Raw genomic sequence first — 22,845 nt, forward strand, 5'->3', positions numbered from 1 at the left:
GGGCCGCTCCGCTTCTCGTTGGACTCCTCTTCGGTGGTGGCGGGTTGTTCGTGGTCTCCGGGGGTTCCTCCTGGCACGTCGCCTTCCGCGCCGGCGGTCAGGTGGCGGGGCCGCCCCTCCTCCCGTCGGACTCCTCGTCGTCGTTGACCGCGGTACTCCACGGGTCGCCGGAGCCGGCGGTGTCCTCCGGCCGGTCAGGCTGGTCCGGTCGGCCGCCGGGGCCGCGGGTCGGGTCGTCGACCGCGTGGCTCCACGAGTCGCCGGACCCTTCGCCCGACCCCTCCGGGCCGCTCGCCTGCGAACCTGCACCGGCCCCGGTCCCCGTGCCGGTGCCGCCCGCGGTGCCGCCAGGGGAGTCCCCGGCGGCGCCCGGACGATCGCCGCGGTCGCCCTCGGCGCCGGCGCCCCGGTCGCGGCGGTCCTCCTCCGGCTCCTCCTCCGTGTCGCGGGGGCCCCACCCGCTCATGTCCCGGCGGATGGTCTCGAAGGTGTCGTCGAGGATCCGGCGCAGGTCGTGCGCCGCCGACTCGCCGACGTGCCCGGCCTCGCGCACCACGCCGCGAACCCGCTCGGTGAAGTCGCGCAGCGCCTGGTCGAACTCCGACTTGTCGCCGCCCGCGTGCTTGCCCCAGGCGCCGAACCCCTGGGTGAACCGTTCCCAGTCGCGCGCCCACCGCGGCCCGCCCCGGGAGGCCCCTTCGCCACGAGGGCGCTCCCGCGCGCCGCCGTCGCGCTCGGCACCGGATGCGTCCCCGCCCTCGCGGGCGCCCGCTCCGGCCTCATCGCCGCGGGTCCTGCGGCCGGCGCCGCCGAACTTCAGCTCCTCGCGCAGCGAGCTGATCGTGTGGCGCACGTCCTCGCGGACCGCCTCGGCGACGTCGCGCACGGACTCGGTGATCTCGCGCTCCAGATCGTCGAGGTCGGAGCTGCGGTTGCGCAGCTCCTCGCGCCCCCGATCGGTGAGGCGGTAGACCTTGCGGCCGTCGACCTCCTCATGGGTGACCAGGCCCTCCTCCTCCAGGCGGGCCAGGCGCGGGTAGATGGTGCCGGGCGAGGGGGAGTACACGCCCAGGAAGCGGTCGCGCAGCAGGCTGATGATCTCGTAGCCGTGGCGCGGGCTCTCGTCCAGCAGCTTCAGCAGGTACAGCCGCAGGCGTCCGTGGCCGAATATGGTGCTCATGCTTGGGTCCCCCTCGGGATCGCGGCGGGGGCGTCGGGCTCGCGGCGCAGCAGCGAGACGGCGCCCGAAACGGTGGTCGCGGTGATTCCGGCCGGGTCGACGCCGCTGCCGATCTTGCCGGTCAGGCTGCCGCGTGCGCGCTGGTCGCGGCGTTCCAGGCCGAAGTCGGAATCGAGTCGGCCGGTCGCCGAGCGCAGCTCGACGGAGGCCGAGGTCTCGGCGGGCACCCGCAGCGCGATCTCGCCGGAGACGGACCCCATGCGGATCCGCCCGGAAGGTGCGACGTCCAGGTCGCCGAGGAACTGGCCCGAGGCGCTCTTGCCGGTGAGGTCGTGGAGCCGGCCCCCGGCGATCGCGACCTGGCCGCTGACGGTGTTGAACCGCAGGCTGCCCTGCAGATCACGGGCCGAGACGTTGCCCGAGACGGTGTTGACGTCGCATTCGCCGGTCAGGCCGTCCAGTGTGATGTCGCCCGAGGCGGTGCGCAGCTGCGTCTTGGCGCTCAGCCCGGCGACGACCACCGGCGCCGAGAGCACCGTGACCTCGACGGGGCAGTCGCGCGGTACCCGCAGGCTGACGGTGGCCGAGCGCCGGCCCATGCTGCGGTAGCCGGACAGCTGCACCGGGCGCAGCCGGTCGAGCAGCCCGCTTCCGGTGAGGTCTTCGTAGGTGATGGTCAGGATGCCGGCCTCCTGGGTGACCAGCACGGGCTCACCGGAGACGTCGGAGACCTCGAAGGTCACCGGGTCGTCGGTGGGCAGGATGTTGACGTGACCGCCGATGATCCGGACGCGCAGTGCCACGATCCCGTCCAGAGTGCGTGTCGTCGGCTGGTCGATGGTCCAACGCGCCATCGCGAAACCCTTCGGCTCGAACTGCTGATGCGATTCACGATATGTCGCGTCGATCGGCACTTCAAGATATGTCGCGAGATACCCGGGAGAAGGCCGGGGACGGCTCGGGGAAGCGTCCGGGACGGCTCCGGACGCGTGTCAGGGCCGTCGCGGCGCGAAACAGCGGGGCACCGGGCCGCTCGGCCCGATGCCCCGCTCGCGCATCGCCGCTACCGGTCGGATCGCCGGCCGCTCACTCGTCCTCGTCGTCGAGCCGAGCCAGCCACGTCGCCAGGCGTTCGACCGGCGTCTCGAACTCCGGGTGGAGGTCGGTGAACGTGCGGAGCTGCTCGGCCACCCACGCCAAGGAGACCTCCTCCTCGCCGCGGCGCTGCTCCAGCTCCTCGATGCCGCGATCGGTGAAGTACACCGCGCTCTCCTCGTAGAACCTAGTCGGCCGGCGGGAACACCGTGTTGATGAGCGCCTGCTGCTCGACCTCGTGCCGCTTGCCCGAGCCCGCCGCGGGGGCGGAGCTCGCCGGGCGCGAGACCCGGGTGAAGGGGCGGTCGAGCTGCTCGGAGAACACCAGTGCCACGAACGGCCACGGCCCCATGTTCGCCGGCTCCTCCTGCACCCACAGCACCTCGCCGGCGTTGGGGTAGCCCGAAAGCAGTTGGCGGATCTCCTCGATCGGCAGCGGGTAGAGCCGCTCGACCCGCACCAGCGCCGTGCTGGTGTCGCCGGTGCGCTGCCGCGCGGCGTCCAGCTCGTAGTAGACCTTGCCCGAGCACAGCACCACGCGCCGCACGTTCTTCGGGTCGAGCCCCGAGGTGTCGGGGATGATCGGCTGGAACGCGCCCGAGGTGAAGTCGGCCGCGGGCGAGGTGGCCGCCTTCATCCGCAGCATCACCTTGGTCGTGAACACCACCAGCGGACGGCGGTACTGCGACTTCACCTGCCAGCGCAGCAGGTGGAAGTAGTTGGCCGGCGTGGTGGGCAGCGCCACGGTCATGTTCTCCTGAGCGCACAGCTGCAGGAACCGCTCGATGCGCGCCGAGGAGTGGTCGGGCCCCTGGCCCTCGTAGCCGTGCGGCAGCAGCAGCACCACGCTGGAGCGCTGGCCCCACTTCTGCTCACTGGCGCTGATGTACTCGTCGATGATCGTCTGGGCGCCGTTGACGAAGTCGCCGAACTGGGCCTCCCAGGCCACCAGCGCCTCGGGGCGCACCACCGAGTAGCCGTACTCGAAGCCCAGCGCCGCGTACTCGCTGAGCAGCGAGTCGTGCACGTAGAACTTCGAGGTGCCCTTGTCGAACTTCTTCAGCGGCGTGTGCACCTGGCCGGTGTAGCGGTCGACCAGGGCCGAGTGCCGCTGGCCGAAGGTGCCGCGCCGGGTGTCCTGGCCGACGAGGCGCACCGGGTGCTCCTCCATCAGCAGCGAGCCGAACGCCAGCATCTCGCCGGTGGCCCAGTCCAGCGCGTCGTCCTCGACCATCTGGGCGCGGCGCTGCAGCTGCGGCTTGAGCCGCGGGTGCGGCGTGAAACCCTCCGGCAGGTTCACCTGGGTGTCGACGACCTCCTTGACGACCTCCCCGGTGATCGCGGTGTTCACCGAGGCGTGGTCGATGCGGCCCTCGTCGAAGACCTCGGGCTTGATCACCGCCCCCGGCTCGATCGGCTTGCGACCGGCCTCGCGGGTCTCGGTGAAGGCCCGTTCCAGCTGCTCCTGGTAATCGCGCAGCGCCTGCTCGGCCTCTTCGATCGTGATGTCGCCGCGCCCGATCAGCGCCTCGGTGTAGAGCTTGCGCGTGGAACGCTTGGCGTCGATCACGTCGTACATCAGCGGCTGGGTGAAGGCCGGGTTGTCGGTCTCGTTGTGGCCGCGGCGCCGGTAGCAGACGAGGTCGATGACGACGTCCTTGTTGAACTGCTGGCGGTACTCGAAGGCCAGCTGCGCCACGCGCACGACCGCCTCGGGGTCGTCGCCGTTGACGTGGAAGATCGGCGCCTGCACCATGCGCGCCACATCGGTGGCGTAGACGCTGGAGCGGCTGTCGGCGGGCGAAGTGGTGAACCCGACCTGGTTGTTGACGATGACGTGCACGGTGCCGCCGGTGCGGTAGCCGCGCAGCTGCGACAGGTTCAGGGTCTCGGCCACCACGCCCTGCCCGGCGAAGGCGGCGTCGCCGTGCACCAGCAGCGGCAGCACGGTGAACCCGTGGGGGCCCTTGTCCAGCTTGTCCTGCTTGGCGCGGACGATGCCCTCGGCGACCGGGTTCACGGTCTCCAGGTGGCTCGGGTTGGCCGCCAGCGAGATCGCGATCTTGTCGCCCTCAGGCGTCTCGAAGGTGCCCTCGGTGCCCAGGTGGTACTTGACATCACCGGAGCCGTGGGCGCTGCGCGGGTCGAGATTGCCCTCGAACTCGCCGAAGATCTGGCCGTAGGACTTGCCGCAGATGTTGGCCAGCACGTTGAGCCGGCCGCGGTGGGCCATGCCGATGACGACCTCGTCCAGCTCGGCCTTGGCCGCGCGCGAGATCACCCCGTCCATCAGCGGGATCAGCGACTCGCCGCCCTCCAGCGAGAACCGCTTCTGGCCGACGTACTTGGTCTGCAGGAAGGTCTCGAAGGCCTCGGCGTTGTTCAGCCGGCGCAGGATGTGCAACTGCTCGTCGCGGCTGACCTTCTCGTGCTCGCGCTCGACGTGCGCCTGGATCCACTCGCGTTCCTCGGGATCCTGGATGTGCATGTACTCGATGCCGACCGTGCGGCAGTAGGTGTCGCGCAGCACACCCAGCACGTCGCGCAGCTTCATGACCTGCTTGCCGCCGAACCCGCCGGTGGGGAACTCGCGCTCCAGGTCCCACAGCGTCAGCCCGTGCTGCAGGATGTCCAGGTCGGGGTGGCGGCGCTGGTGGTACTCCAGCGGGTCGGTGTCGGCCATCAGGTGGCCGCGGACCCGGTAGGCGTGGATCAGCTCCTGCACTCGGCTGGTCTTGTCGAGCTGGTTCTCGCCGGCCGAGATGTCCTGGGTCCAGCGCACCGGCTCATAGGGCAGCCGCAGCGAGCGGAAGATCTCGTCGTAGAAGCCGTCCTCGCCCAGCAGCAGCTGGTGGATGCGGCGCAGGAACTCGCCGGACTGGGCGCCCTGGATGATGCGGTGGTCGTAGGTCGACGTCAGCGTCATGACCTTGCTGACCGCCAGGTTGTTCAGCGTCTCGGGCGCCGCCCCCTGGAACTCCGCGGGGTACTCCATGGCCCCCACGCCCAGGATGGTGCCCTGGCCGGGCATGAGGCGGGGCACCGAGTGCACGGTGCCGATGCCGCCGGGGTTGGTGAGGCTGATCGTGGTGCCCTGGAAGTCGGGCACGCCCAGCTTGTTGTTGCGGGCCTTGCGGATCAGGTCCTCGTAGGCGTTCCAGAACTCCTTGAAGTCCATGGTCTCGGCGGCCTTGATGCTGGGCACCACCAGCTGCCGCGTGCCGTCGGACTTCTGCAGGTCGATGGCGAGCCCGAAGTTGACGTGCTCGGGCTTGACCACGCCGGGCTTGCCGTCGACCTCGGTGTAGGAGTGGTTCATCTCCGGCATGGACTCCAGGGCCTTCACCATGGCGTAGCCGATGATGTGGGTGAAGGACACCTTGCCGCCGCGTCCGCGCCGCAGGTGGTTGTTGATCACGATGCGGTTGTCGAACAGCAGCTTGACCGGAACCGCCCGCACGCTCGTGGCCGTGGGCAGCGTCAGGCTGGACTCCATGTTGGCGGCCGTGCGCGCGGCTCCGCCGCGCAGCCGCTCCTCGTTGACCTTGAGTGACTCGTCGACGGGCTTCTCGCCCTCGGCGTCCGGCTTGGACTCGGCCTTGCTCTTCCCGTTGCCACCGGGGGCGGACGCGGCGCGCTCGGGCTCGGCGGACGTGCCGCTCTTCGTGGTTTCCGCGGCTTCGGCGGCGGGCTTGGAGCCCGTGGCCGCGGCACCCTTGCCCGCGCCGTTGGCCTGGGGGACGCCGGACTTGTAGTCGGCGAAGAAGTTCCACCATGCCTTGTCAACCGAGTTCGGGTCGTTGAGGTACTTCTGGTAGAGCTCCTCGACCAGCCACTCGTTCGGGCCGAAATCTGTCAGGGGTTGAGACGCCTCAGACGACACGGCGGAGATCGCCCTCTTCCGCAGCTCGCTTGTGAATGAATGTTTGGCGAGATGGCCGCTCCTCGGGGCGGGCTCGAAGCGAGGCGGCCCGGGGGCCGCCAGGGCGCACGCCCGGTCAGCAATCTCGGGTAACAGGCTACTTGGCCAGGCACGCCGATGGGGACCCGAGTCCGGTAACGGACTGGGAGATTGCTAACAAGTATTCACAACGCCGTGGGATCCGCTTGACCCGACCTGGGGTTTCGCGCTCTTGCCGCGCCGCGTAAGCGCCGGGGCGACGGCGGGGGAGCGGCGGGTGTGCGCAGCGAACGGGCCGAGCGGACTGCGGACCGGGGTGGTGGTCCGCGCGCTGCTCACCATGCCCGCCGGCGGGCGGCCCCAATCCCGGCGCGCCCGTGGAATTGCCCGGAACCGGAATCCAGGGCCCGGCGTCTCACGTAGTGTGCGCGGTCCGGACAGGACGGCTGGTTCCGAACCCGGCGAAACACGGGGGTTTCGCCGGGCGAGGGAGCAGGTCCGGGCCGCGCACGGTACTGTGCGCCCGGCCGTGCCGCGGGGTCCGGCCCTGTTTAAGAAGTCGGTCACCACAGGAGGTTGCGGCAATGGGGCTGGGTTGCGCGAATCCCACCCGTCACCCGCCACCGCCCCTAACGGAGGCGCTGCGCGCCACGAGCCCATCGTGCCCGTCACCCGCCACCGCCCCTAACGGAGGCGCTTCGCGCCACGTACTTGTTCTGGGCCGGCTTGCCGCCGAGCGCACGGCGCACTTTTGCGCCGGAGGTCCGCCACCGGTGGCGCGGCTCCATCTGGGAAGAACCGCGTGCGCTCGGCGGCAAGCTGTGACCGCGCTTCGCGAGGCGCACCCATTGCCGCAGCCCCGGTGGCGGCCGCCCCGGGTGGTGCCCGGTGGGTTCCTGGAAAGCCGCGCCCCGCCGTTCTTCAGCACGGCCTAACCAGGCGAGGAGGGAAGGCGGTGCCTCAAAGCGCCCCTCTTTCCCGTGGGAAGCACACCTGCCCGGCGGGTAGGAATCGGTGGGCGGCCGCGATGGGACCAGCGCCGCCGACCGGACCGACGAGCCCGCGGAGCGAGGCCCTGAGCGGGTGTGCGGGGCGCGGCGCCGTCTGGACTGACGAGCGACCGAGCCAGGAGGGAAGACGGCGCGTCGAAGCGCCCCGTGCACCCGCGGGAAGAGTGGAGGAGACATGGCCGAGTTGCGGTTCGACGGGCGCGTCGCGATCGTCACCGGTGCCGGGCACGGCCTGGGCCGGGCCCACGCCCTCGAACTCGCGGCACGCGGCGCCAAGGTCGTCGTCAGTGAGCACGTCCAGGGCACCGGCCAGGACGGCGCCGACCCGCTGAACGCCGCCGAGGAGGTGGCCGAGCGCATCCGCGAGGCGGGCGGCGTCGCGGCCGTCAGCGTCGACGACATCTCCGCCGAGGAGGGCGCCCGCTCCCTGGTCGAGGCGGCGGTCGAGGCCTACGGGCGTGTCGACGTCGTGGTCAACAGCGCGGGGATACTGCGCGACAGGGCGTTCCGCAACATCGGCACCGCCGAGTGGGACGCCGTGGTCGGCGTGCACCTGCGCGGCACCTTCCTGGTCACCCGCGCCGCCTTCGGCTACATGCGCGGCAACGGCTACGGCCGCATCGTCAACACGGCGTCGCCGCCCGGGCTGTTCGGCAACTTCGGGCAGAGCAACTTCGCGGCGGCCAAAATGGGCGTCCTCGGCCTCACCCGGACCCTGGCCATCGAGGGAGCCAAGTACGACATCACCGCCAACGCCGTGGCCCCGCTGGTGCGCACTCCCGAGACCGAGCGGATGTTTCCCGGCGACTCGGAGGTGCTGGTGCCGCCCGAGCGGGTCAGCCAGGCCGTGGTGTGGCTGGCCCACGAGGACTGCGAGACCACCGGCGAGGTCTATTCCGTCGTCGGCGGGCGCGTGGCGCGGATCTTCCTCGCCGAGGGGCCCGGCGCGGAGCTGGGCGGGGGCTCGGCCGAGGACCTCCGCGACATCTGGCCCGACGTCAACGCCGAACAGCCCTACGTGATCCCGCGCGACTTCGCCGAGCAGGCGCGCACCCACCGGCGCCGCACCGGCCGCGGCTGACCCGCCCTCGCGGCCAAGCGGCGCCCGGCCCGGCGAAACAGCGGCGGGCGGGCGGCTGCGGCCGCCGATCGCCGCGTCAACGCAGGCGGCGGCCCCGTATCAGCGCGCTCCCGGCCGTTTCGCCCCCCAGCCACCCTCGGCGCTCCTACGATGACCGAACGAAGCCGGGGAGGGTGACGAATGAGGGAGTTCGGCGAACTGGAGGCCGCCATCATGGACGCGCTGTGGCGGTCCGACCGACCGCTGGCGGTCCGCGAGGTCCGCGAGTCCATGGACTACGACCGCGACGTCGCCTACACGACCGTGATGACGGTCGCCAACATCCTTTTCCACAAGGGCCTGCTGGAGCGGAAGAAGGCCGGTCGGGCGTGGCTGTACTGGCCGCGGGAGTCGCGTGAGGAGCACACCGCGCGGGTGATGAGCGAGGTCTTCAGCGCCTGCGGCGACCCGGGGACCACCATGCTGCGCTTCGTCGAGAGCTTCAGCGACGAGGACATGGCACGAATGTGCGACGTGCTGAGCGAGGTCCGCGCCCAGCGCGCGCAGGTGTCGTAGGCCGCATCGCCCGCGCACCGCGCCCCCGGGGCTCGGGCGCGCGGCGGCCGGGCGTTTATGCTGCCCGGTGTGGATGAGCCCCTTGTCACGCGCATGCGCCCCTTCGGCGAGACCATCTTCGCCGAGATGAGCCGCCTGGCCACCGAGACCGGATCCGTCAACCTCGGGCAGGGATTCCCCGACACCGACGGCCCCGCTTCGCTGCTGGAGGCCGCCGCGCAACACATCCGCGACGGCGTCAACCAGTACCCGCCCGGCCCCGGGCGCCCGGAGCTGCGCCGGGCCGTGGCCGAGGACCGCAAGCGCCGCTACGGGATCGAACTCGACCCCGACAGCGAGGTCTACATCACCGTCGGCGCCACGGCCGGCATCGCATCGGGCGTGCTGGGCCTGGTCGAACCCGGCGACGAGGTCGTCGTCTTCGAGCCCATGTACGACTCCTACGCCGCGGTGATCGCGCTGGCCGGCGGCGTGCGCCGCCCCGTCACCCTGCGGCCCGACCCCGCGGCCGGCGGGCGCTTCACGTTCGACCCCGACGAGCTGCGCGCGGCCGTGGGCCCGCGCACCCGGATGATCGTCGTCAACAGCCCGCACAACCCCACCGGCACCGTGTTGACCCGCGGCGAGCTGGCCGAGATCGCGCGGGTATGCCGCGACAACGACCTGATCGCCCTCACCGACGAGGTCTACGAGCACCTGGTGTTCGACGATGCCGAGCACCACCCGCTGTCGGCGCTGCCCGGCATGGCCGAGCGCACCCTGGCCGTGTCCTCGGTCGGCAAGACGTTCTCGGTCACCGCGTGGAAGACCGGCTGGGTGATGGGCCCCGAACCGCTGGTGCGCGCGGCCCGCACCGTCAACCAGTTCCTCACCTTCACCGCCAACGGCGCCCTCCAGCTGGCCGTGGCCGACGCGCTGCGCGACGAGGGCGCCTGGGTGCGGCGCCAGCGCGAGGCGCTGCAGGGCAAGCGCGACCGGCTCTGCGCCGGGTTGCGCGCCGCCGGGCTGGAGGTGCTGCGGCCCCAGGGGACCTACTTCGTCATCACCGACATCCGCCCGCTGGGCTATGCCGACGGCATCGAGCTGGCGCGGTCGCTGCCGCACACGGCCGGGGTCGCCGCCGTGCCCGCGCAGGTCCTCTACGACAACACCGACGAGGGGCGCCACCTGGTGCGGTTCGCGTTCTGCAAGCGCGACGAGGTGCTCGACACGGCCGTGGAGCGCCTGGTCGCCGCGTTCGGCCGCTGAGCCGGCCCGGCACGCGACCCGCGCCCGCAGCACACCTCCGCCCGAATCCGCCCGACACCCACGACCCGGGGACGCACGTGACCACGACCATGCCCGCCGACCTGCTCCGTGCCGCCGAGGCCGCGAAGGGGTTCATGCCCACCGACGAGGGTCTGGCCCTGCACGATGCCGCACTGGCCCATGCGCGCCTGGGCCCGGTGCTGGAGATCGGCACCTACTGCGGAAAGTCGACCGTGTTCCTCGGCGCCGCGGCGCGCCGGGCGGGCGGCACGGTGGTCACCGTCGACCATCACCACGGCTCCGAGGAGCACCAGCCGGGGTGGGAGTACCACGACCCCGGCCTGGTCGACCCCGCCACCGGGAGGATCGACACGCTGGCCGAGTTCCGGCGCACCATGGCGGCGGCCGGGCTGGAGGACCACGTCGTCGCCGTGGTGGGGCGCTCGGCCGACGTCGCCCGGCTGTGGTCGGCGCCGCTGGGCATGCTGTTCATCGACGGCGGCCACACCGAAGAGGCGGCACGGGCCGACTACGAGTGCTGGACGCCGCACCTGGCGCCGGGCGGGGCGCTGGCCATCCACGACGTCTTCCCCGACCCCGCCGACGGCGGCCGCCCGCCCTACGAGATCTACCGCCGGGCCCTGGACAGCGGCGCCTTCACCGAGACGGGCGTGCAGGGGTCGCTGCGCCTGCTCAAGCGCACCGGCTGACGGCGGGGCGCGCCGCCCGATCCGCCGCCGCGGGCGGTCCCCGGCGCGGCCGCCCGAGGGGCCGCGGCGGCCCGGGCAACACCGGCGGAAGCGCTGATGCGTGTATCTACGAACGTGCCCGAGGACATAGGCTCTGGCACAGTGAGACGGCAGTTCAACCGACGTGCGGGCAAGGGGTGCAGGAACACGTGACCACCAACGGTGCGGCGCGACGGGTCGACCAATTCACGCTGGACAACGGACTACGCCTGGTGACCGCGCCTGCCTCGACTCCGCAGGTCGCCGCCGTGAACCTGTGGTACGGAGTCGGCTCCCGCTTCGAGGTGCCCGGGCGCACCGGCTTCGCCCACCTCTTCGAGCACCTGATGTTCCAGGGCAGCGGCAACGTGGCCAAGGGCGAGCACTTCGACGCCGTCGAGCGCCTGGGCGGCGAGATCAACGCCTCCACCTCCACCGACCGCACCAACTACTACGAGACCGTGCCCGAGCACGCTCTGGACCTGGTGCTGTGGCTGGAGGCCGACCGGCTGGCCACCCTGCGCGAGGGGATGAGCCAGGAGGTGCTGGACAACCAGCGCGACGTCGTCAAGAACGAGCGCCGCCAGCGCTACGACAACCAGCCCTACGGGACCGCTCTGGAGCGCATCCTGCGCCTGGCCTACCCCGAGGGCCACCCCTACCACCACGCCACCATCGGCTCCATGGCCGATCTGGACGCCGCCGACCTGGACTACGTGCTCGACTTCCACCGGCGCCACTACGGCCCCGACAACGCCGTGCTCACGGTGGTCAGCAACCTGGACCCGCAGGATGTGCGCGACCGGGTGGAGCGCTACTTCGGCGCCATCCCGGCGCGCCCGCGGACGGCCGAGGCCCCCGACGCCGGCCTCACCGGCCTGCTCGGCGGCCCCGTCGCCGACCGCGTCGTCGAGACCGTCCCGGCGCCCGGCGTGTTCCTCGGCTACCGGGTCGCCCCCTACGGCGAGGGCGACTTCGACGTCATGCACCTGGCCTCGGCCGTCCTCGGGCAGGGCCAGGGCAGCCGCCTCTACCGCCGCCTGGTGCTGGAGCGCGGCCTGGCCGCCGACGACGGCGGGGCCGCCGCCGACCTGCTGCCGTTCCGCTACACGCCCAGCCTGATGCTGGTCAACATGATCGCCCGCGAGGGCGTTAGCGGCGACACGCTGGAAGAGGCCATGATCGAGGAGATCGGCACGCTGGCCGAGGGCGTCTCGGACGAGGAGCTGGAACGCGCCCGCGCCATCCTGGAGCGCGACCACCTGCAGACCCTGTCCCACCCCGCCGGCCTGGCCGACAGCATTGGCTCCTGCACCCAGCTGTTCGGCGACCCCGAGCTCGCGTTCACCTGGCCGCAGCGCTGGAGCTCGGTCACCACCGAGGACGTCGTGGACCTGGCCAAGCGCCTGCTGGTGGCAGAGAACCGGCTGTCGGTGCGCTTCGACCCGGAGTCCGCGGGCGAGCCCGCCGCTGCCCCCGCGGGCGGCTCCGCCGGCTGACCGGCCGCGGGACCCGCGGCGCGGAGCGCGGGCAGCCCGCCTTCGGCCGCCCGCGGCCCGCTCCGCCCGGTGCCTTCGTCCGCCACACAAGAGAGTCGTCACTCCCATGCTGCAGACCCGACCGGATCTCGGTGCCCCCGAGCCCTACACCTTCCCCAAGCCGCGGCGGCTGGCCGTGGGCGGCGGCACCGTCGTCGCCATCGACGTCCCCGGCCAGACCTTCGCCGCGGTCCGCCTCGTCCACCAGGCCGGCGGCGCCTCAGAGCCGCCGGAGAACATGGGCGTCGCCGCGCTCGCCAACGAGGCGCTGGAGGACGGCGTCCACGGCAACAGCTCGCTGGCCCCCGCGCTGGAGCGGCACGGCGCCGAGTGGGTGTCGCGCGTCACCTGGGACAGTTTCGTGACCGGCGTCGACGCGCCCGTCACCCGCCTGCGGGACGCCACCGCGCTGCTGGCCGAGGCCGTACGCGCCCCGGCGCTGCGCGACGAGGACGTGCTGCGCCGCCGCGACCAGATCCTGGAGCGGTTCTGGCTGGACGCCTCGGTGCCCTCCACCCTGGCCACGCGCGCCATCGGCGGACAGCTGTTCACCGGCCGCTACGCCACTCCGCTCGGCGGCGCGCCCGAGCGCCTCAAGGGCGTCACTCCGCAGGACGTGCGGGACTTCCACACCTCCTCCATCGCGGCGGTGGCGGGCACGCTGGTGATCGTGGGCGACCTGGCCGGCGTGGACCTCGAAGAGCTGGGCGCGACGGTGTTCGGCGGCGCCCGTGCCGCGCAGGCGCCCGCATCGACACCGCCCGGTCCCGCCCCGGGCGACCTGCCGCGCGTGCTGATCCTGGACCGCCCCGACTCGGTCCAGTCGGCCCTGCTGATGGCCCAGCGCGCGCCGGCGCGCACGCAGGTCGACCTGCCCCGGGCCGACGGCGTCAGCGACGTGCTGGGCGGCATGTTCACCTCGCGCCTGAACATGGAGCTGCGCGAGCGCCTGGGCTACACCTACGGTGTGGGCTGCCGGTTCGACCTGCGCCGCGACAGCGGGGTCTTCCTGATCAGCACCCAGGTCGACACCGAGACCACGGCGCACTCGCTGACCGCCTCGCTGGCCGAGATCGACCGGCTGCAGCGCGAGGGGGTGACCGACGGGGAGCTCTCGGCGGTGCGCGAGTCCAACACGGTGGGGCTGCCGGTGACCTACTCCACGCCGCGCAGCCTGGCCGGTGCGCTGGTCGAGATGGTCGTCCACGACCTGCCCGAGGACCACATCGACCGGCTGCGGGCCGGCTTCGAGCGGCTCACCGCCGCGGACCTGGCCGAGGCCGCCGGCGAGTACCTGCGCCCGCGCGAGATGGTCACCGTCATCGCCGGCGACGCCAAGCGCCTGGAAGGCCCGCTGAGCGAGGCCGGCGCGGGGCCGGTCACGGTGCGCGACCCCGAGACGCTGTGGAGCTGAGCCGCAATCGGCCCGTCCTTCCCGGGGGACCCGTGTGTACCGTCGGTGACGATAGGTAAAGACCGGTAGGAAAGGTGCATGGAGTCCCTTGGGAAGGACATAACAAAACCGAACCTAAACGACGGTGATCCGGCAACCACCTGCTTGGACGTCGGCAATGCCTGGTATAAACGAGGATCCGTGCACGTTCAGCATGGGGACCGCCGTGCCGTTCGATGCGACTGTAAGAGCCCGCAGGAGGCCACCGTGGCCGTGATGAGACTCGCTGACTGACCGTGTCCTCCATCGAGAACCCTGAAGCGGAGCGGCCCGACGCCCACCGGCCCGAGCGTGCTGACCAGCCCTCGGTTCCTGCGGCCGTGGACGACGGCAGGTCGCGCCGCGTGCTCAAGGGGCGCTACGAACTCCTCGACGAGATCGCCCGCGGGGGCGTGGGCACCGTCTGGCGCGCGACCGACCTGGTGCTGGCCCGCCAGGTCGCGGTCAAGGAGCTGCGGCTGCCCGACGACCTCAGCGCCGCCGAGCGCGAGAGCCTGCTGCAGCGGACCACGCGCGAGGCTCGCGTGGCGGCCCGGCTGGCCCACCCCGGCGTGGTCACGGTGCTCGACGTGGTCGACGAGGACGAGCGGCCGTGGATCGTCATGGAGTACATCGACGCCCGCACCCTCGCCGACATCGTGGATGTCGCCGGGCCGCTGCCCTACCAGCGCGTGGCCGAAATCGGTCTGCAGCTGATCGACGCGCTCAAGGTCGCCCACGACGACGGCATCGTGCACCGCGACGTCAAGCCCGACAACGTGATGATCAGCGAGGGCGGCCGGGTCGTGCTGACCGACTTCGGGCTGGCCGCCTGGACCGGCGAATCCGCGCTGACCAGCTCCGGGCGCATCATCGGCTCGCCCTCCTACATCCCGCCCGAGCGGGCCAAGGCCGGGCCGGTGGGGCCCGAGTCCGACCTGTGGTCGCTGGGCGCCACGCTCTACGCCGCCGTCGAGGGCCACCCGCCCTACGACCGCAAGGGCTACATCCGCATCCTCAAGGGCGTCGACCTGGAGGACCCGCCCGTGGCCCAGAACGCCGGCCCGCTCGCCCCGGTGCTGGCCGGGCTGCTGCACGTCCAGCCGGGCGACCGCCTCACCGCTGACAACGCGACCAAGATGCTGCGCATCGCCGCGCTCGCGCCGTGGGCACCCGAGACCGGCCCCGAGTCCGCGGCCAAGGCGACGGCGAGCGGCGCGCAGCCGACCGTGCCGCGCCCGGCCCGCGAGGACGGCCACGGGGCCGCCGGCACCGGCCGCGGCGATCGGAGCGGCGGCGCGCACCCGGCGGGCGGCGACGGCGAAGGGGCCGAGGAAGCCGACGAGGAGGGCGAACCGGCCGAGCCCGGTGGCGATGCGGCAAGCGGCGACGACTCCGGCTCCGAGACCGAGCGCGACTGGTTCCGGCCGAGCGCCCAGCCGCTGCGCAGCTCCCTGCAGGAGTCGGTGTCCGAACTGCAGGAGCAGGTCTCCGACTCGGTGAGCCACCTGCACGAGCGGCTCCAGCGCCACCGCCCGGAGGCGGTCGGCCACCTGCTGACCTCCATCCGCGACTCCACCGACACCCTCGGGCTGACCAGCTCGGGCAAGCACCGCGAGGGCAGCTCGCTGCCGGTCGTGCTGGGGGTGGCCGCAGGAGTGCTGCTGCTGCTCGGCGTGGTGCTGTGGGCGCTGCTCTTCCGCACCTGAGCCCGGCCGCGGCCCTGCCCGGCCGACCCGGCACGCCGCCGGAGCCGTCCTCGGCGGCGCTCCGGGCGCCGGCAGCGGCCAAGACGACACCGCGGCGACTCGCGCCGCACCGCAGGACGCCCCGCTGAACCGGTGCGGTTACACTCCAGCGGGCACGGTCAGCGGAGCGGTATGAGCGTCACGACAGACATCCCCGCCCGCCTCGACCGCCTCCCATGGCAGCGCTGGCACTGGCTGATCCTTCTCGGCCTGGGCAGCGTGTGGATCCTCGACGGTCTCGAGGTGACCATCGTCGGCGCCATCGGCTCGCGCATCACCGAGCCGGGCAGCGGGCTGAACATCACCGAGGGCCAGGTGGGCCTGGCCGCCTCGATCTACATCGTGGGCGCCTGCCTGGGCGCCCTCTACTTCGGCCACCTCACCGAGAAGTACGGGCGGCGCAAGATCTTCCTGGTGACGCTCGGGGTCTACCTGGTCGCGACCGTGCTGACGGCCTTCTCCGGCACGGCGCTGTGGTTCTACGCCTGCCGCTTCTTCACCGGGTTCGGCATCGGCGGCGAGTACGCGGCCATCAACTCCGCGATCGACGAGATGGTGCCCGCCCGGCTGCGCGGGCGCATCGCGCTGATGGTCAACGGGTCCTACTGGCTGGGTGCGGCAGCGGGCGCGGCGATGGCCTACCCGCTGCTCCAGCCCGACATCGTCTCGGAGTTCCTCGGCTGGCGGCTGCTCTTCGCCGTCGGCGGCGTGCTCGGCCTGATCATCATCGTCGTGCGGCGCATCGTGCCGGAGAGCCCGCGCTGGCTGATCATCCACGGCCGCGACCAGGAGGCCGAGAAGATCGTGCGCGGAATCGAGGAGGAGGTGGAGCGCGAAGCCGGCCGCGACGACCTGCCCGAGCCGCAGGACACGCTGGAGCTGGAGCAGCGCACCAGGACCACCTTCCGCGAGATCGCGCGGACGATCGCGGCCACCTATCCGCGGCGCACCGTCGTGGGCCTGGCCCTGTTCGGGGGGCAGGCGTTCCTGTACAACGCCGTCTTCTTCACCCAGGCCCTGGTGCTGACGACCTTCTTCGGCGTCTCCTCGGGGGTCGCGCCGCTGTACATCATCCCGCTGGCGCTGGGCAACTTCCTGGGGCCGGTGCTGCTGGGGCACCTGTTCGACCGGCTCGGCCGCAAACCGATGATCGCCGGCACCTACATCGGCTCGGGTCTGCTGCTGGTGGGCACCGGTCTGCTGCTCCAGGCCGGGGTGCTCAGCGCGCTGACGGTGACGCTGTGCTGGTGCGTGGTGTTCTTCTTCGCCTCCGCCGGGGCCAGCTCGGCCTACCTGACCGTCAGCGAGGTCTTCCCGATGGAGATCCGGCCCCAGGCCATCGCCCTGTTCTACTCCGTGGGCACCGCCCTGGGCGGCATCGTCGGGCCCGCGCTGTTCGGCCGACTGGTGGGAAGCGGCGAGGTCTCCCAGGTGGCCTTGGGCTACTTCCTGGGTGCGGGGCTGATGATCGGGGCCGGCGTCGTGCACTGGATCATCGGCCTGGAGGTGGCCCGGCAGTCCCTGGAGAACATCGCCTCGCCGCTGAGCAAGAAGGCCATCACCTCGTCCTAGTCCGGACGGGAAGGCCGGCGGGGCGCGGAGGCCCCCCGCCCGCCACCCGACCCGGCCGAGCAACGGAAGGCGCACCGCCACCGAGGGGCCAACGGTGGGAGTCCCAAATTTGGGAGTTCCATTTTTGGGACTCCCAAATCTGGTACCTTCCACGATCACCGGCCGACTGTCGTGGTCATCGACGAGCTTCCCTACCTGATCGAGCAGGTCGCGGCCTTCGAGGGAATCCTGCAGAAGGCGTGGCACCGCGAACTCAGCCGCAAACCGCGCAAGCCGCGGGCCGGATGCCGGAGTCGTCCCTCACACGCGCGCTCGAACTGCTGCGCGAAAAGGGCGTGATCAAGGCCGGGATCGGCGGCCTGCCGCGGGGTGCGGCGGTGCCGGTGTGGTGGGGCCGGCGGGATTCGAACCCGCACTGTACAGGTCCTAAACCTGCTGCCTCCTGCCGTTGGGCTACGGCCCCGTAAGCGGCGACTGCGCGGGTGCGGCGCCCGGTGGGCGGCGGTCGGAGTCGTCCGTCTGAGTGAGGGTGGCACCGGCGGGGCGCAAGCGCAAGTGGCGACCCGGCCGCCCCGCGCACCGGCGGGCGGCACGCGGGGGGAGGGGCGCGGCGGTCGCGCGTCCTCAGGCCAGGCCCAGCTCGCGCTTGATGCGGTCGACGTGGCCGGTGGCCTTCACGTTGTAGAAGGCCTTGGCCACGGTGCCGTCGGGGTCGATGACGAAGGTCGAGCGGATCACGCCCTGCACCACCCGGCCGTAGTTCTTCTTCTCGCCGAACGCGCCGTAGGCCTGCAGAACCTCCTTCTCGGGGTCGCTGAGCAGGGGGAAGGTCAGCCCCTCCTTGGCGCGGAACTCGGCGAGCTTCTCGGGGGAGTCGGGCGAGACCCCCAGCACCGTGGCGCCGGCGTCCTCGAACTCGCGCAGGTTGTCGCGGAAGTCGCAGGCCTCGGTGGTGCAGCCGGGCGTCATGGCGGCCGGGTAGAAGTACAGCACCACCCGCTTGCCGCCGGAGGCGAGCACCTCGCCGAGGCTGACGGCCGAGCCGTCGTCGGCGGTGAGGGTGAACTCGGGCGCGGGATCGCCGGCGCGCAGCCGGGCGGCCGACTCGCTGGACTCGCTCACGGGTCTCCTTGCCTGGTGGGAAATCCTGGTGGGAAGCCGCCGCAGGGCCGGCAGGCCGCTGCGCAGCACCTCCAGCCTATGAGCTCGCGGCGCGGACCGGCGCCGCGGTGCACACGGTCCCCGGGACCCCGACGGGGCCGAGGCACCCGGACCATCCCCTATGGTGGTCGGCACCTGCGCAATCGGTGACTTCCCCCGAGGACTGCCTCCGCTGCGTAGACTCGTGCGGCACACGCCGGGCCACCGCTAGCGCTCGGCCGGCGTCCGCTGGGTAGGAGCACATCCGCTTCGCGTGTGGGAGTTCGAACCGACGATGACTGGATTCACGCTGGAGGAGGTCAGGGAGCGTACGCTGCGGGCGCGCGACTCCTGGTGGACGGTTTGGCTGGTCGACCCCATCGCGGTCCGGGCGGTGCGCGCCATCGCCAACCGCACCGCGATCACGCCCAACCAGCTCACCGTCACCGCCCTGTTCCTCGGCCTGGGCGCGGCGGCGGCGTTCTCCGTGGGGCAGTGGCAGTTCCTCCTCCTGGGCGCGGTGCTGTACTACCTGTGCTTCCTGGTCGACTGCATGGACGGCAAGCTCGCCCGCCTCGCCGACCGCGAGAGCCTGTTCGGCTCGTGGATGGACTACGTCTTCGACCGCTTCCGGGTGCTGGTGTGCGCCATCGCGCTGATGGGCGGGCAGTACGTGGTGACCGGTTGGGTCGGCTTCATCTGGCTGGCGCTGGCCGTGGTCTTCGTCGACATGCTGCGCTATCTCAACGCGCTGCAGGTCTACAAGGTGCGCCGGGAGATGCGCTCCCGCCTGGCCGCCGCGCTGGAGCGCGCACGGGCGACCCTGTCGATGCTGGAGCCCGAGGAGGACTCGGTCGAGCCGGCCGCCGGCGCCGGCGGCACCGAGGCCGGGCCGGGCGCGCGGCCGATGAGCGACCAGGGCGAGCAGGCGGTGCTGCGGCACGGGATCTCGGTGCTGGAGCACATCCTGCAGACCCAGACCGAAAAGGAGAGCCGCTACGACCGCGACGCCGGCAAGCACCCCGACATGCGGCTGCCGCGGGTCGACCTGCACCAGGAGTTCCGCACCCGGTTCCCCTGGTACCAGCGGTTCTGGGACTTCCTGCGGGAGCGGCGCATCCGCACCCACCTGGTGAGCGGTATCGAGTTCCAGGTGGCGGTGTTCGTCGCGGCCCCCGTGATCGCGGTGTCCTCGCCGGCCGGAATGGCCGGATTCGTCGTCTCCGCCGGTGTTTTGCTGCTCGCCTTCGAGGCGGCCCTGGTCTATAAACTGTGGTTGTCCACGCGGGACTTCTTCCGCGTAGTGGACGGTATCGAAGGCGCCTTGGGCTTCCCGCCCTCCCAAGGCGATCCGGGCGGCGCCCAGCGGGAACCCGCCGCCGGCCCGTCCCAGGCGACGCTGCGATAGCGGAAGGAAGCGCGATATGGAGGAACGCGACCCTGCGGCCGTGCCGAGGGATCCCGCGAGCGTGCAGGCCGAGATCGAGCGGACGCAGCGGCGCGTGGCGATGGCCCTCGACGGGATCGTCGAGCGCACCAAGCCGGCCAACGTGGCCCGCCGCGGCTGGGGCCGCGTCCGCGAGCGGGGTTCGCACCTGGCCGAGGAGGCCCGCGCGCTCGTGGCCGGCGGCAAGGCCGTGCGGCTGGACAGCCACGTGGTCGAGCCCCCCGAAGGCAGCGTCCGGCTGCGCGGGGACGACGAGGTCGTCTCCACCTACCGGTCGGGCGGCCGCGTCGCGCCCGAGCTGCTGCTCCTGGGCGCCGGAGTGGGCGTGGTCGTGGCGGTGGGCGTGGTCGCGATGGCACGCCGGCGCCGCCGCGGATAGGCCGCCCCGCCGGCGCCGATCCTGTACCCGCCGTCATCGTGTGCGATTGCGAGCACACGTGGCCGCGGGTACAGGATCTTTTTTCGCGACGGGGCCTCAGAGGAACGCCTTGCCCTCTCCCCGGTAGGTCGGCACCGCGGTGACGCCGCCGGCTTCTGCTTCCTCGACGAGGTGGAGCACGCCGAACCGCTCGCACAGCTCGCCCGCCTTGGCGTGGCGCATCCACACCAGATCGCCGACGGCCAGCCGGTCGGCGGCCGCGCCCAGGAGCGGGGTCTGCACCTCTCCGGCGCCCTCGGTCGGGCTGAACGACAGCCCCTCCGGCAGGTAGGGCTGAGGCAGCCGTCCGGCGTCGGGCGGGCCGGAGGCGAGGTAGCCGCCGCCCAGCACGGTGGCCGCGCCCGGCCCGGGCCGGCGCACCACGGGCAGCGCGAACAGCGCCGCCGGCCGCCCGGAGAATCCGGTGTAGTGGTCGAACAGGCGCGGCTGGTAGAACCCCGAACCCGCGGCGACCTCGGTCACGGCGCGTTCGCGCCGGGTCGTGTGCACGCTGCCGGTGCCGCCGCCGTTGACGAAGCGTACGTCGGCGACGGCGCGCACGGCCCGCACGATGGCGGCGCGGCGGCGCGCCAGCTCCAGCCGCGAGCGGTCCTGCACCCAGCGCAGGGTGCGCCCGTAGAGCGGGCGGTCGGGCGGGGCGTCGCCCACGCCCGCGATCTGCGCCTCATAGGCCATGATGCCGTCGAGCCGCAGCCCGGGGCGGGCCGTGATGGCGCGGGCGAGCGCCGCGGCCTGGGCGGGTGTGCGCACGGGGGAGCGGTAGGCGCCGATCCGCAGCCGGGGCCCGAGCGGCTGCCAGCTGGTGTCGACGTCGATGCAGACCTTGATCGGATGCCGGGGATCGGCCGCGGCGGCGATCAGGTCCAGGTGGGCGGTGCTGTCCACCATCAGCGTGATCCGCTCCCGCCCGCGGGGATCGGCGGCCAACTCGCCGAGGGCGCGCGTGTCGGCGGTGGGGTAGGCGACCAGGATGTCGTCGCTGACCGGCCCGGCGGGATCGCCGGCGAGCCAGAGCGCCTCGGGCAGGGTGAAGGCCATGACGCCGGCGAACCCGGGCAGCGACAGCGCCTCCCGCAGCAGGTGCCGGCAGCGGAGGGACTTGCTGACGACGCGGACGGGCGTGCCCGCGGCCCGGCGCGCGATGTCCGCGGCATTGGCGCGGAACGCGGCCATGTCGACGATCGCGAAGGGGGCGCTCAGCTCGCGCGTCGCCGATTCGTAGTGCTCGCGAAGGCTCGTCATGGGCGGAGCATGCCACAGGAAGGTGAAGAACATTCATGTCCGGTCGGACGAAAGGCCGTCCGGTTCCGGCCGCTCCGGCCGGGGCCGCCCGCCGGAACAGGTTCTTCCCGCGGCTCCGGGCGTGCGGCCGAGGCGCGCCCGCCTGCCGCGCGGCGCCGCTACTCTGGAAGCCCCGGCTCGACAGCCGCGCCCCAACCCCGGGAGACCCTGAGCCCATGAGCGCCGGTTCCAGCGAACGCGAGTACGTCCTGACCCTGTCCTGCCCCGACGCCCGGGGCATCGTGGCGGGCGTGGCCAACCTCCTGGCCGGCCACGGGTGCAACATCACCGAGAGCCAGCAGTACGGCGACTCCTACTCCGGACGCTTCTTCCTGCGCACCCAGTTCACCGCCCCCGCAGCCGAACCGGGCGCGGGCGGCGAGGACGCCCTGCGCGGATCCTTCGCCACGCTGGCCGCCGGATTCGACATGGAGTGGGACCTGCGGCCGCGCGACGTGCGGCCGCGGATCCTGGTGATGGTCTCCAAATTCGGGCACTGCCTCAACGATCTGCTCTACCGGCAGCGCAGCGGCCTGCTGGAGGCCGACATCGCCGCGGTGGTCTCCAACCACCCCGACCTGGAGTTCCTCGCGCGCTCCTACGGGCTGGACTTCCACCACCTGCCGGTCAGCGCCGAGACCAAGGCCGAGCAGGAGGCCCGGCTGCTGGAGCTCGTCGACGCCTACGACGTCGACCTGGTGGTGCTGGCGCGCTACATGCAGATCCTCTCCGAAGGGCTGTGCGCGAAGATGTCCGGGCGGATCATCAACATCCACCACTCGTTCCTGCCCAGCTTCAAGGGGGCGCGGCCCTACCACCAGGCGCACGCGCGCGGCGTGAAGCTGATCGGCGCCACCGCCCACTACGTCACCGCCGACCTCGACGAAGGGCCGATCATCGAGCAGGAGGTCTCGCGGGTCGACCACACCCACAGCCCCGACCAGCTCGCCGCGATCGGGCGCGACCTGGAGTCGCTCGCGCTGGCGCGCGCCGTCAACTGGCACGCCCAGCGCCGGGTGCTGCTGAACGGCGAGCGCACCGTCGTCTTCCGCTGATCCCGGTACATCCCTTTCCGCGGGTGTGGGGGCGCTTCGACGCGCCCCGCACACCCGCTCAATGCCTCGCTCCCTCGTTCGTCGGTCCGGACTGTGTCGCGCCCCTCCGTCCGTCCTCGCCTCGCTGGGGGCCGGTTGCTCCCTCGTCGACCCCCTCACCTCGGATTTCTCTGCGCGTCGTCACGTTTCGTCCATTGTTGACGACTGTGTGTAGCGCTACAGTGAAAGTCGTTCAGTCGTCGCGGGGGACGGCTCCGCCCGCATTCGCATGTGCGCCGGCGGCGCACCGCATCCAGGCCGGCGATGGCCGGCGAGCGCGCCGGTGCGCCGGAGGAGGAGCCGATGGCGGAGTGCGGCGGCCGGAACGGGCGCGCAACGCGGCCGGTCGATCCGAG

At 72.2% G+C, this 22,845-nt stretch carries 18 protein-coding genes and 1 tRNA gene; 12 read left to right on the forward strand and 7 right to left on the reverse strand.

Annotation, left to right across the window (positions count from 1 at the left end):
* Window positions 1-97: 97 nt before the first annotated feature.
* From FZ103_RS01745 to FZ103_RS01760, 4 genes are all read right to left on the reverse strand, one after another.
* Window positions 98-1,180 (reverse strand): PadR family transcriptional regulator, encoded by a 1,083-nt coding sequence (locus FZ103_RS01745; protein WP_155998214.1) that lies wholly within the window; start codon window positions 1,178-1,180, stop codon window positions 98-100.
* Window positions 1,177-2,034, reverse strand: coding sequence for a DUF4097 family beta strand repeat-containing protein (locus FZ103_RS01750; RefSeq protein ID WP_155998215.1), 858 nt, complete (start codon window positions 2,032-2,034; stop codon window positions 1,177-1,179). Before FZ103_RS01750 ends, FZ103_RS01745 begins: the two co-directional genes overlap by 4 nt.
* A 232-nt stretch (window positions 2,035-2,266) precedes the next feature.
* Window positions 2,267-2,443 carry a DUF6104 family protein gene (locus FZ103_RS01755; protein WP_155998216.1) on the reverse strand — a complete coding sequence of 59 codons (177 nt, stop codon included), beginning with the start codon at window positions 2,441-2,443 and terminating at the stop codon, window positions 2,267-2,269.
* 19 nt (window positions 2,444-2,462) lie between these two features.
* On the reverse strand, window positions 2,463-6,158 hold the full coding sequence (locus FZ103_RS01760; protein ID WP_186355656.1) for a multifunctional oxoglutarate decarboxylase/oxoglutarate dehydrogenase thiamine pyrophosphate-binding subunit/dihydrolipoyllysine-residue succinyltransferase subunit: 3,696 nt from the start codon (window positions 6,156-6,158) through the stop codon (window positions 2,463-2,465).
* Between the two features lie 1,203 nt (window positions 6,159-7,361).
* Here FZ103_RS01760 and FZ103_RS01765 point away from each other — a divergent pair.
* From FZ103_RS01765 to FZ103_RS01805, 9 genes are all read left to right on the forward strand, one after another.
* Entirely contained in the window at window positions 7,362-8,267 is a 906-nt protein-coding gene (locus FZ103_RS01765; protein ID WP_155998218.1) for an SDR family NAD(P)-dependent oxidoreductase, read from the forward strand.
* 180 nt (window positions 8,268-8,447) lie between these two features.
* On the forward strand, window positions 8,448-8,822 hold the full coding sequence (locus FZ103_RS01770) for a BlaI/MecI/CopY family transcriptional regulator (protein WP_155998219.1): 375 nt from the start codon (window positions 8,448-8,450) through the stop codon (window positions 8,820-8,822).
* Between the two features lie 69 nt (window positions 8,823-8,891).
* A complete protein-coding gene (locus tag FZ103_RS01775; protein ID WP_343233331.1) occupies window positions 8,892-10,070 on the forward strand; it encodes a pyridoxal phosphate-dependent aminotransferase in 1,179 nt (392 codons plus the stop codon).
* A gap of 89 nt (window positions 10,071-10,159) precedes the next feature.
* A complete protein-coding gene (locus FZ103_RS01780) occupies window positions 10,160-10,780 on the forward strand; it encodes a class I SAM-dependent methyltransferase (RefSeq protein WP_155998631.1) in 621 nt (206 codons plus the stop codon).
* Window positions 10,781-10,968: 188 nt separating this feature from the next.
* Window positions 10,969-12,297: a pitrilysin family protein gene (locus FZ103_RS01785; RefSeq protein WP_186355657.1), complete on the forward strand. Its 1,329-nt coding sequence runs from the start codon at window positions 10,969-10,971 to the stop codon at window positions 12,295-12,297.
* A gap of 106 nt (window positions 12,298-12,403) precedes the next feature.
* Window positions 12,404-13,750, forward strand: coding sequence for a pitrilysin family protein (locus FZ103_RS01790; RefSeq protein ID WP_155998221.1), 1,347 nt, complete (start codon window positions 12,404-12,406; stop codon window positions 13,748-13,750).
* A gap of 275 nt (window positions 13,751-14,025) precedes the next feature.
* On the forward strand, window positions 14,026-15,477 hold the full coding sequence (locus tag FZ103_RS25250) for a serine/threonine-protein kinase (RefSeq protein WP_394350066.1): 1,452 nt from the start codon (window positions 14,026-14,028) through the stop codon (window positions 15,475-15,477).
* 171 nt (window positions 15,478-15,648) lie between these two features.
* Window positions 15,649-17,088, forward strand: coding sequence for an MFS transporter (locus FZ103_RS01800; RefSeq protein WP_155998222.1), 1,440 nt, complete (start codon window positions 15,649-15,651; stop codon window positions 17,086-17,088).
* A gap of 171 nt (window positions 17,089-17,259) precedes the next feature.
* Complete coding sequence (locus FZ103_RS01805) at window positions 17,260-17,427, forward strand: hypothetical protein (protein ID WP_155998223.1); 168 nt, start codon at window positions 17,260-17,262, stop codon at window positions 17,425-17,427.
* Window positions 17,428-17,474: 47 nt separating this feature from the next.
* Here the strand turns inward: FZ103_RS01805 and FZ103_RS01810 are convergent.
* Window positions 17,475-17,551 (reverse strand) — tRNA-Leu (locus tag FZ103_RS01810).
* 161 nt (window positions 17,552-17,712) lie between these two features.
* Entirely contained in the window at window positions 17,713-18,210 is a 498-nt protein-coding gene (gene bcp / locus FZ103_RS01815) for a thioredoxin-dependent thiol peroxidase (RefSeq protein WP_186355658.1), read from the reverse strand.
* Window positions 18,211-18,523: 313 nt separating this feature from the next.
* On the opposite strand from bcp, the gene FZ103_RS01820 reads away from it, so the two are divergent.
* Together FZ103_RS01820 and FZ103_RS01825 are read left to right on the forward strand one after the other, a co-directional pair.
* Entirely contained in the window at window positions 18,524-19,636 is a 1,113-nt protein-coding gene (locus FZ103_RS01820; protein WP_155998224.1) for a CDP-alcohol phosphatidyltransferase family protein, read from the forward strand.
* Between the two features lie 16 nt (window positions 19,637-19,652).
* Window positions 19,653-20,054 (forward strand): DUF3618 domain-containing protein, encoded by a 402-nt coding sequence (locus tag FZ103_RS01825; protein WP_155998225.1) that lies wholly within the window; start codon window positions 19,653-19,655, stop codon window positions 20,052-20,054.
* 96 nt (window positions 20,055-20,150) lie between these two features.
* On the opposite strand, the gene FZ103_RS01830 is transcribed toward FZ103_RS01825, so the two are convergent.
* Window positions 20,151-21,356: an alanine racemase gene (locus tag FZ103_RS01830; RefSeq protein ID WP_155998226.1), complete on the reverse strand. Its 1,206-nt coding sequence runs from the start codon at window positions 21,354-21,356 to the stop codon at window positions 20,151-20,153.
* A gap of 215 nt (window positions 21,357-21,571) precedes the next feature.
* Between FZ103_RS01830 and purU the strand changes: the two genes are divergently transcribed.
* Window positions 21,572-22,450 (forward strand): formyltetrahydrofolate deformylase, encoded by an 879-nt coding sequence (purU, locus tag FZ103_RS01835; RefSeq protein ID WP_155998227.1) that lies wholly within the window; start codon window positions 21,572-21,574, stop codon window positions 22,448-22,450.
* Window positions 22,451-22,845 lie beyond the last annotated feature (395 nt).

The sequence above is a fragment of the Streptomonospora sp. PA3 genome (assembly GCF_009728995.1).
Lineage (GTDB): Bacteria > Actinomycetota > Actinomycetes > Streptosporangiales > Streptosporangiaceae > Streptomonospora.

What these genes read in the sequence shown, in the direction of transcription:
- FZ103_RS01745 (WP_155998214.1), bottom strand. Translation starts at nt 1,180, where the DNA reads ATGAGCACCATATTCGGCCACGGACGCCTGCGGCTGTACCTGCTGAAG.
- FZ103_RS01750 (WP_155998215.1), bottom strand. Translation starts at nt 2,034, where the DNA reads ATGGCGCGTTGGACCATCGACCAGCCGACGACACGCACTCTGGACGGG.
- FZ103_RS01765 (WP_155998218.1), top strand. Translation starts at nt 7,362, where the DNA reads ATGGCCGAGTTGCGGTTCGACGGGCGCGTCGCGATCGTCACCGGTGCC.
- FZ103_RS01770 (WP_155998219.1), top strand. Translation starts at nt 8,448, where the DNA reads ATGAGGGAGTTCGGCGAACTGGAGGCCGCCATCATGGACGCGCTGTGG.
- FZ103_RS01780 (WP_155998631.1), top strand. Translation starts at nt 10,160, where the DNA reads ATGCCCGCCGACCTGCTCCGTGCCGCCGAGGCCGCGAAGGGGTTCATG.
- FZ103_RS01790 (WP_155998221.1), top strand. Translation starts at nt 12,404, where the DNA reads ATGCTGCAGACCCGACCGGATCTCGGTGCCCCCGAGCCCTACACCTTC.
- FZ103_RS01800 (WP_155998222.1), top strand. Translation starts at nt 15,649, where the DNA reads ATGAGCGTCACGACAGACATCCCCGCCCGCCTCGACCGCCTCCCATGG.
- FZ103_RS01820 (WP_155998224.1), top strand. Translation starts at nt 18,524, where the DNA reads ATGACTGGATTCACGCTGGAGGAGGTCAGGGAGCGTACGCTGCGGGCG.
- FZ103_RS01825 (WP_155998225.1), top strand. Translation starts at nt 19,653, where the DNA reads ATGGAGGAACGCGACCCTGCGGCCGTGCCGAGGGATCCCGCGAGCGTG.
- FZ103_RS01830 (WP_155998226.1), bottom strand. Translation starts at nt 21,356, where the DNA reads ATGACGAGCCTTCGCGAGCACTACGAATCGGCGACGCGCGAGCTGAGC.
- purU (WP_155998227.1), top strand. Translation starts at nt 21,572, where the DNA reads ATGAGCGCCGGTTCCAGCGAACGCGAGTACGTCCTGACCCTGTCCTGC.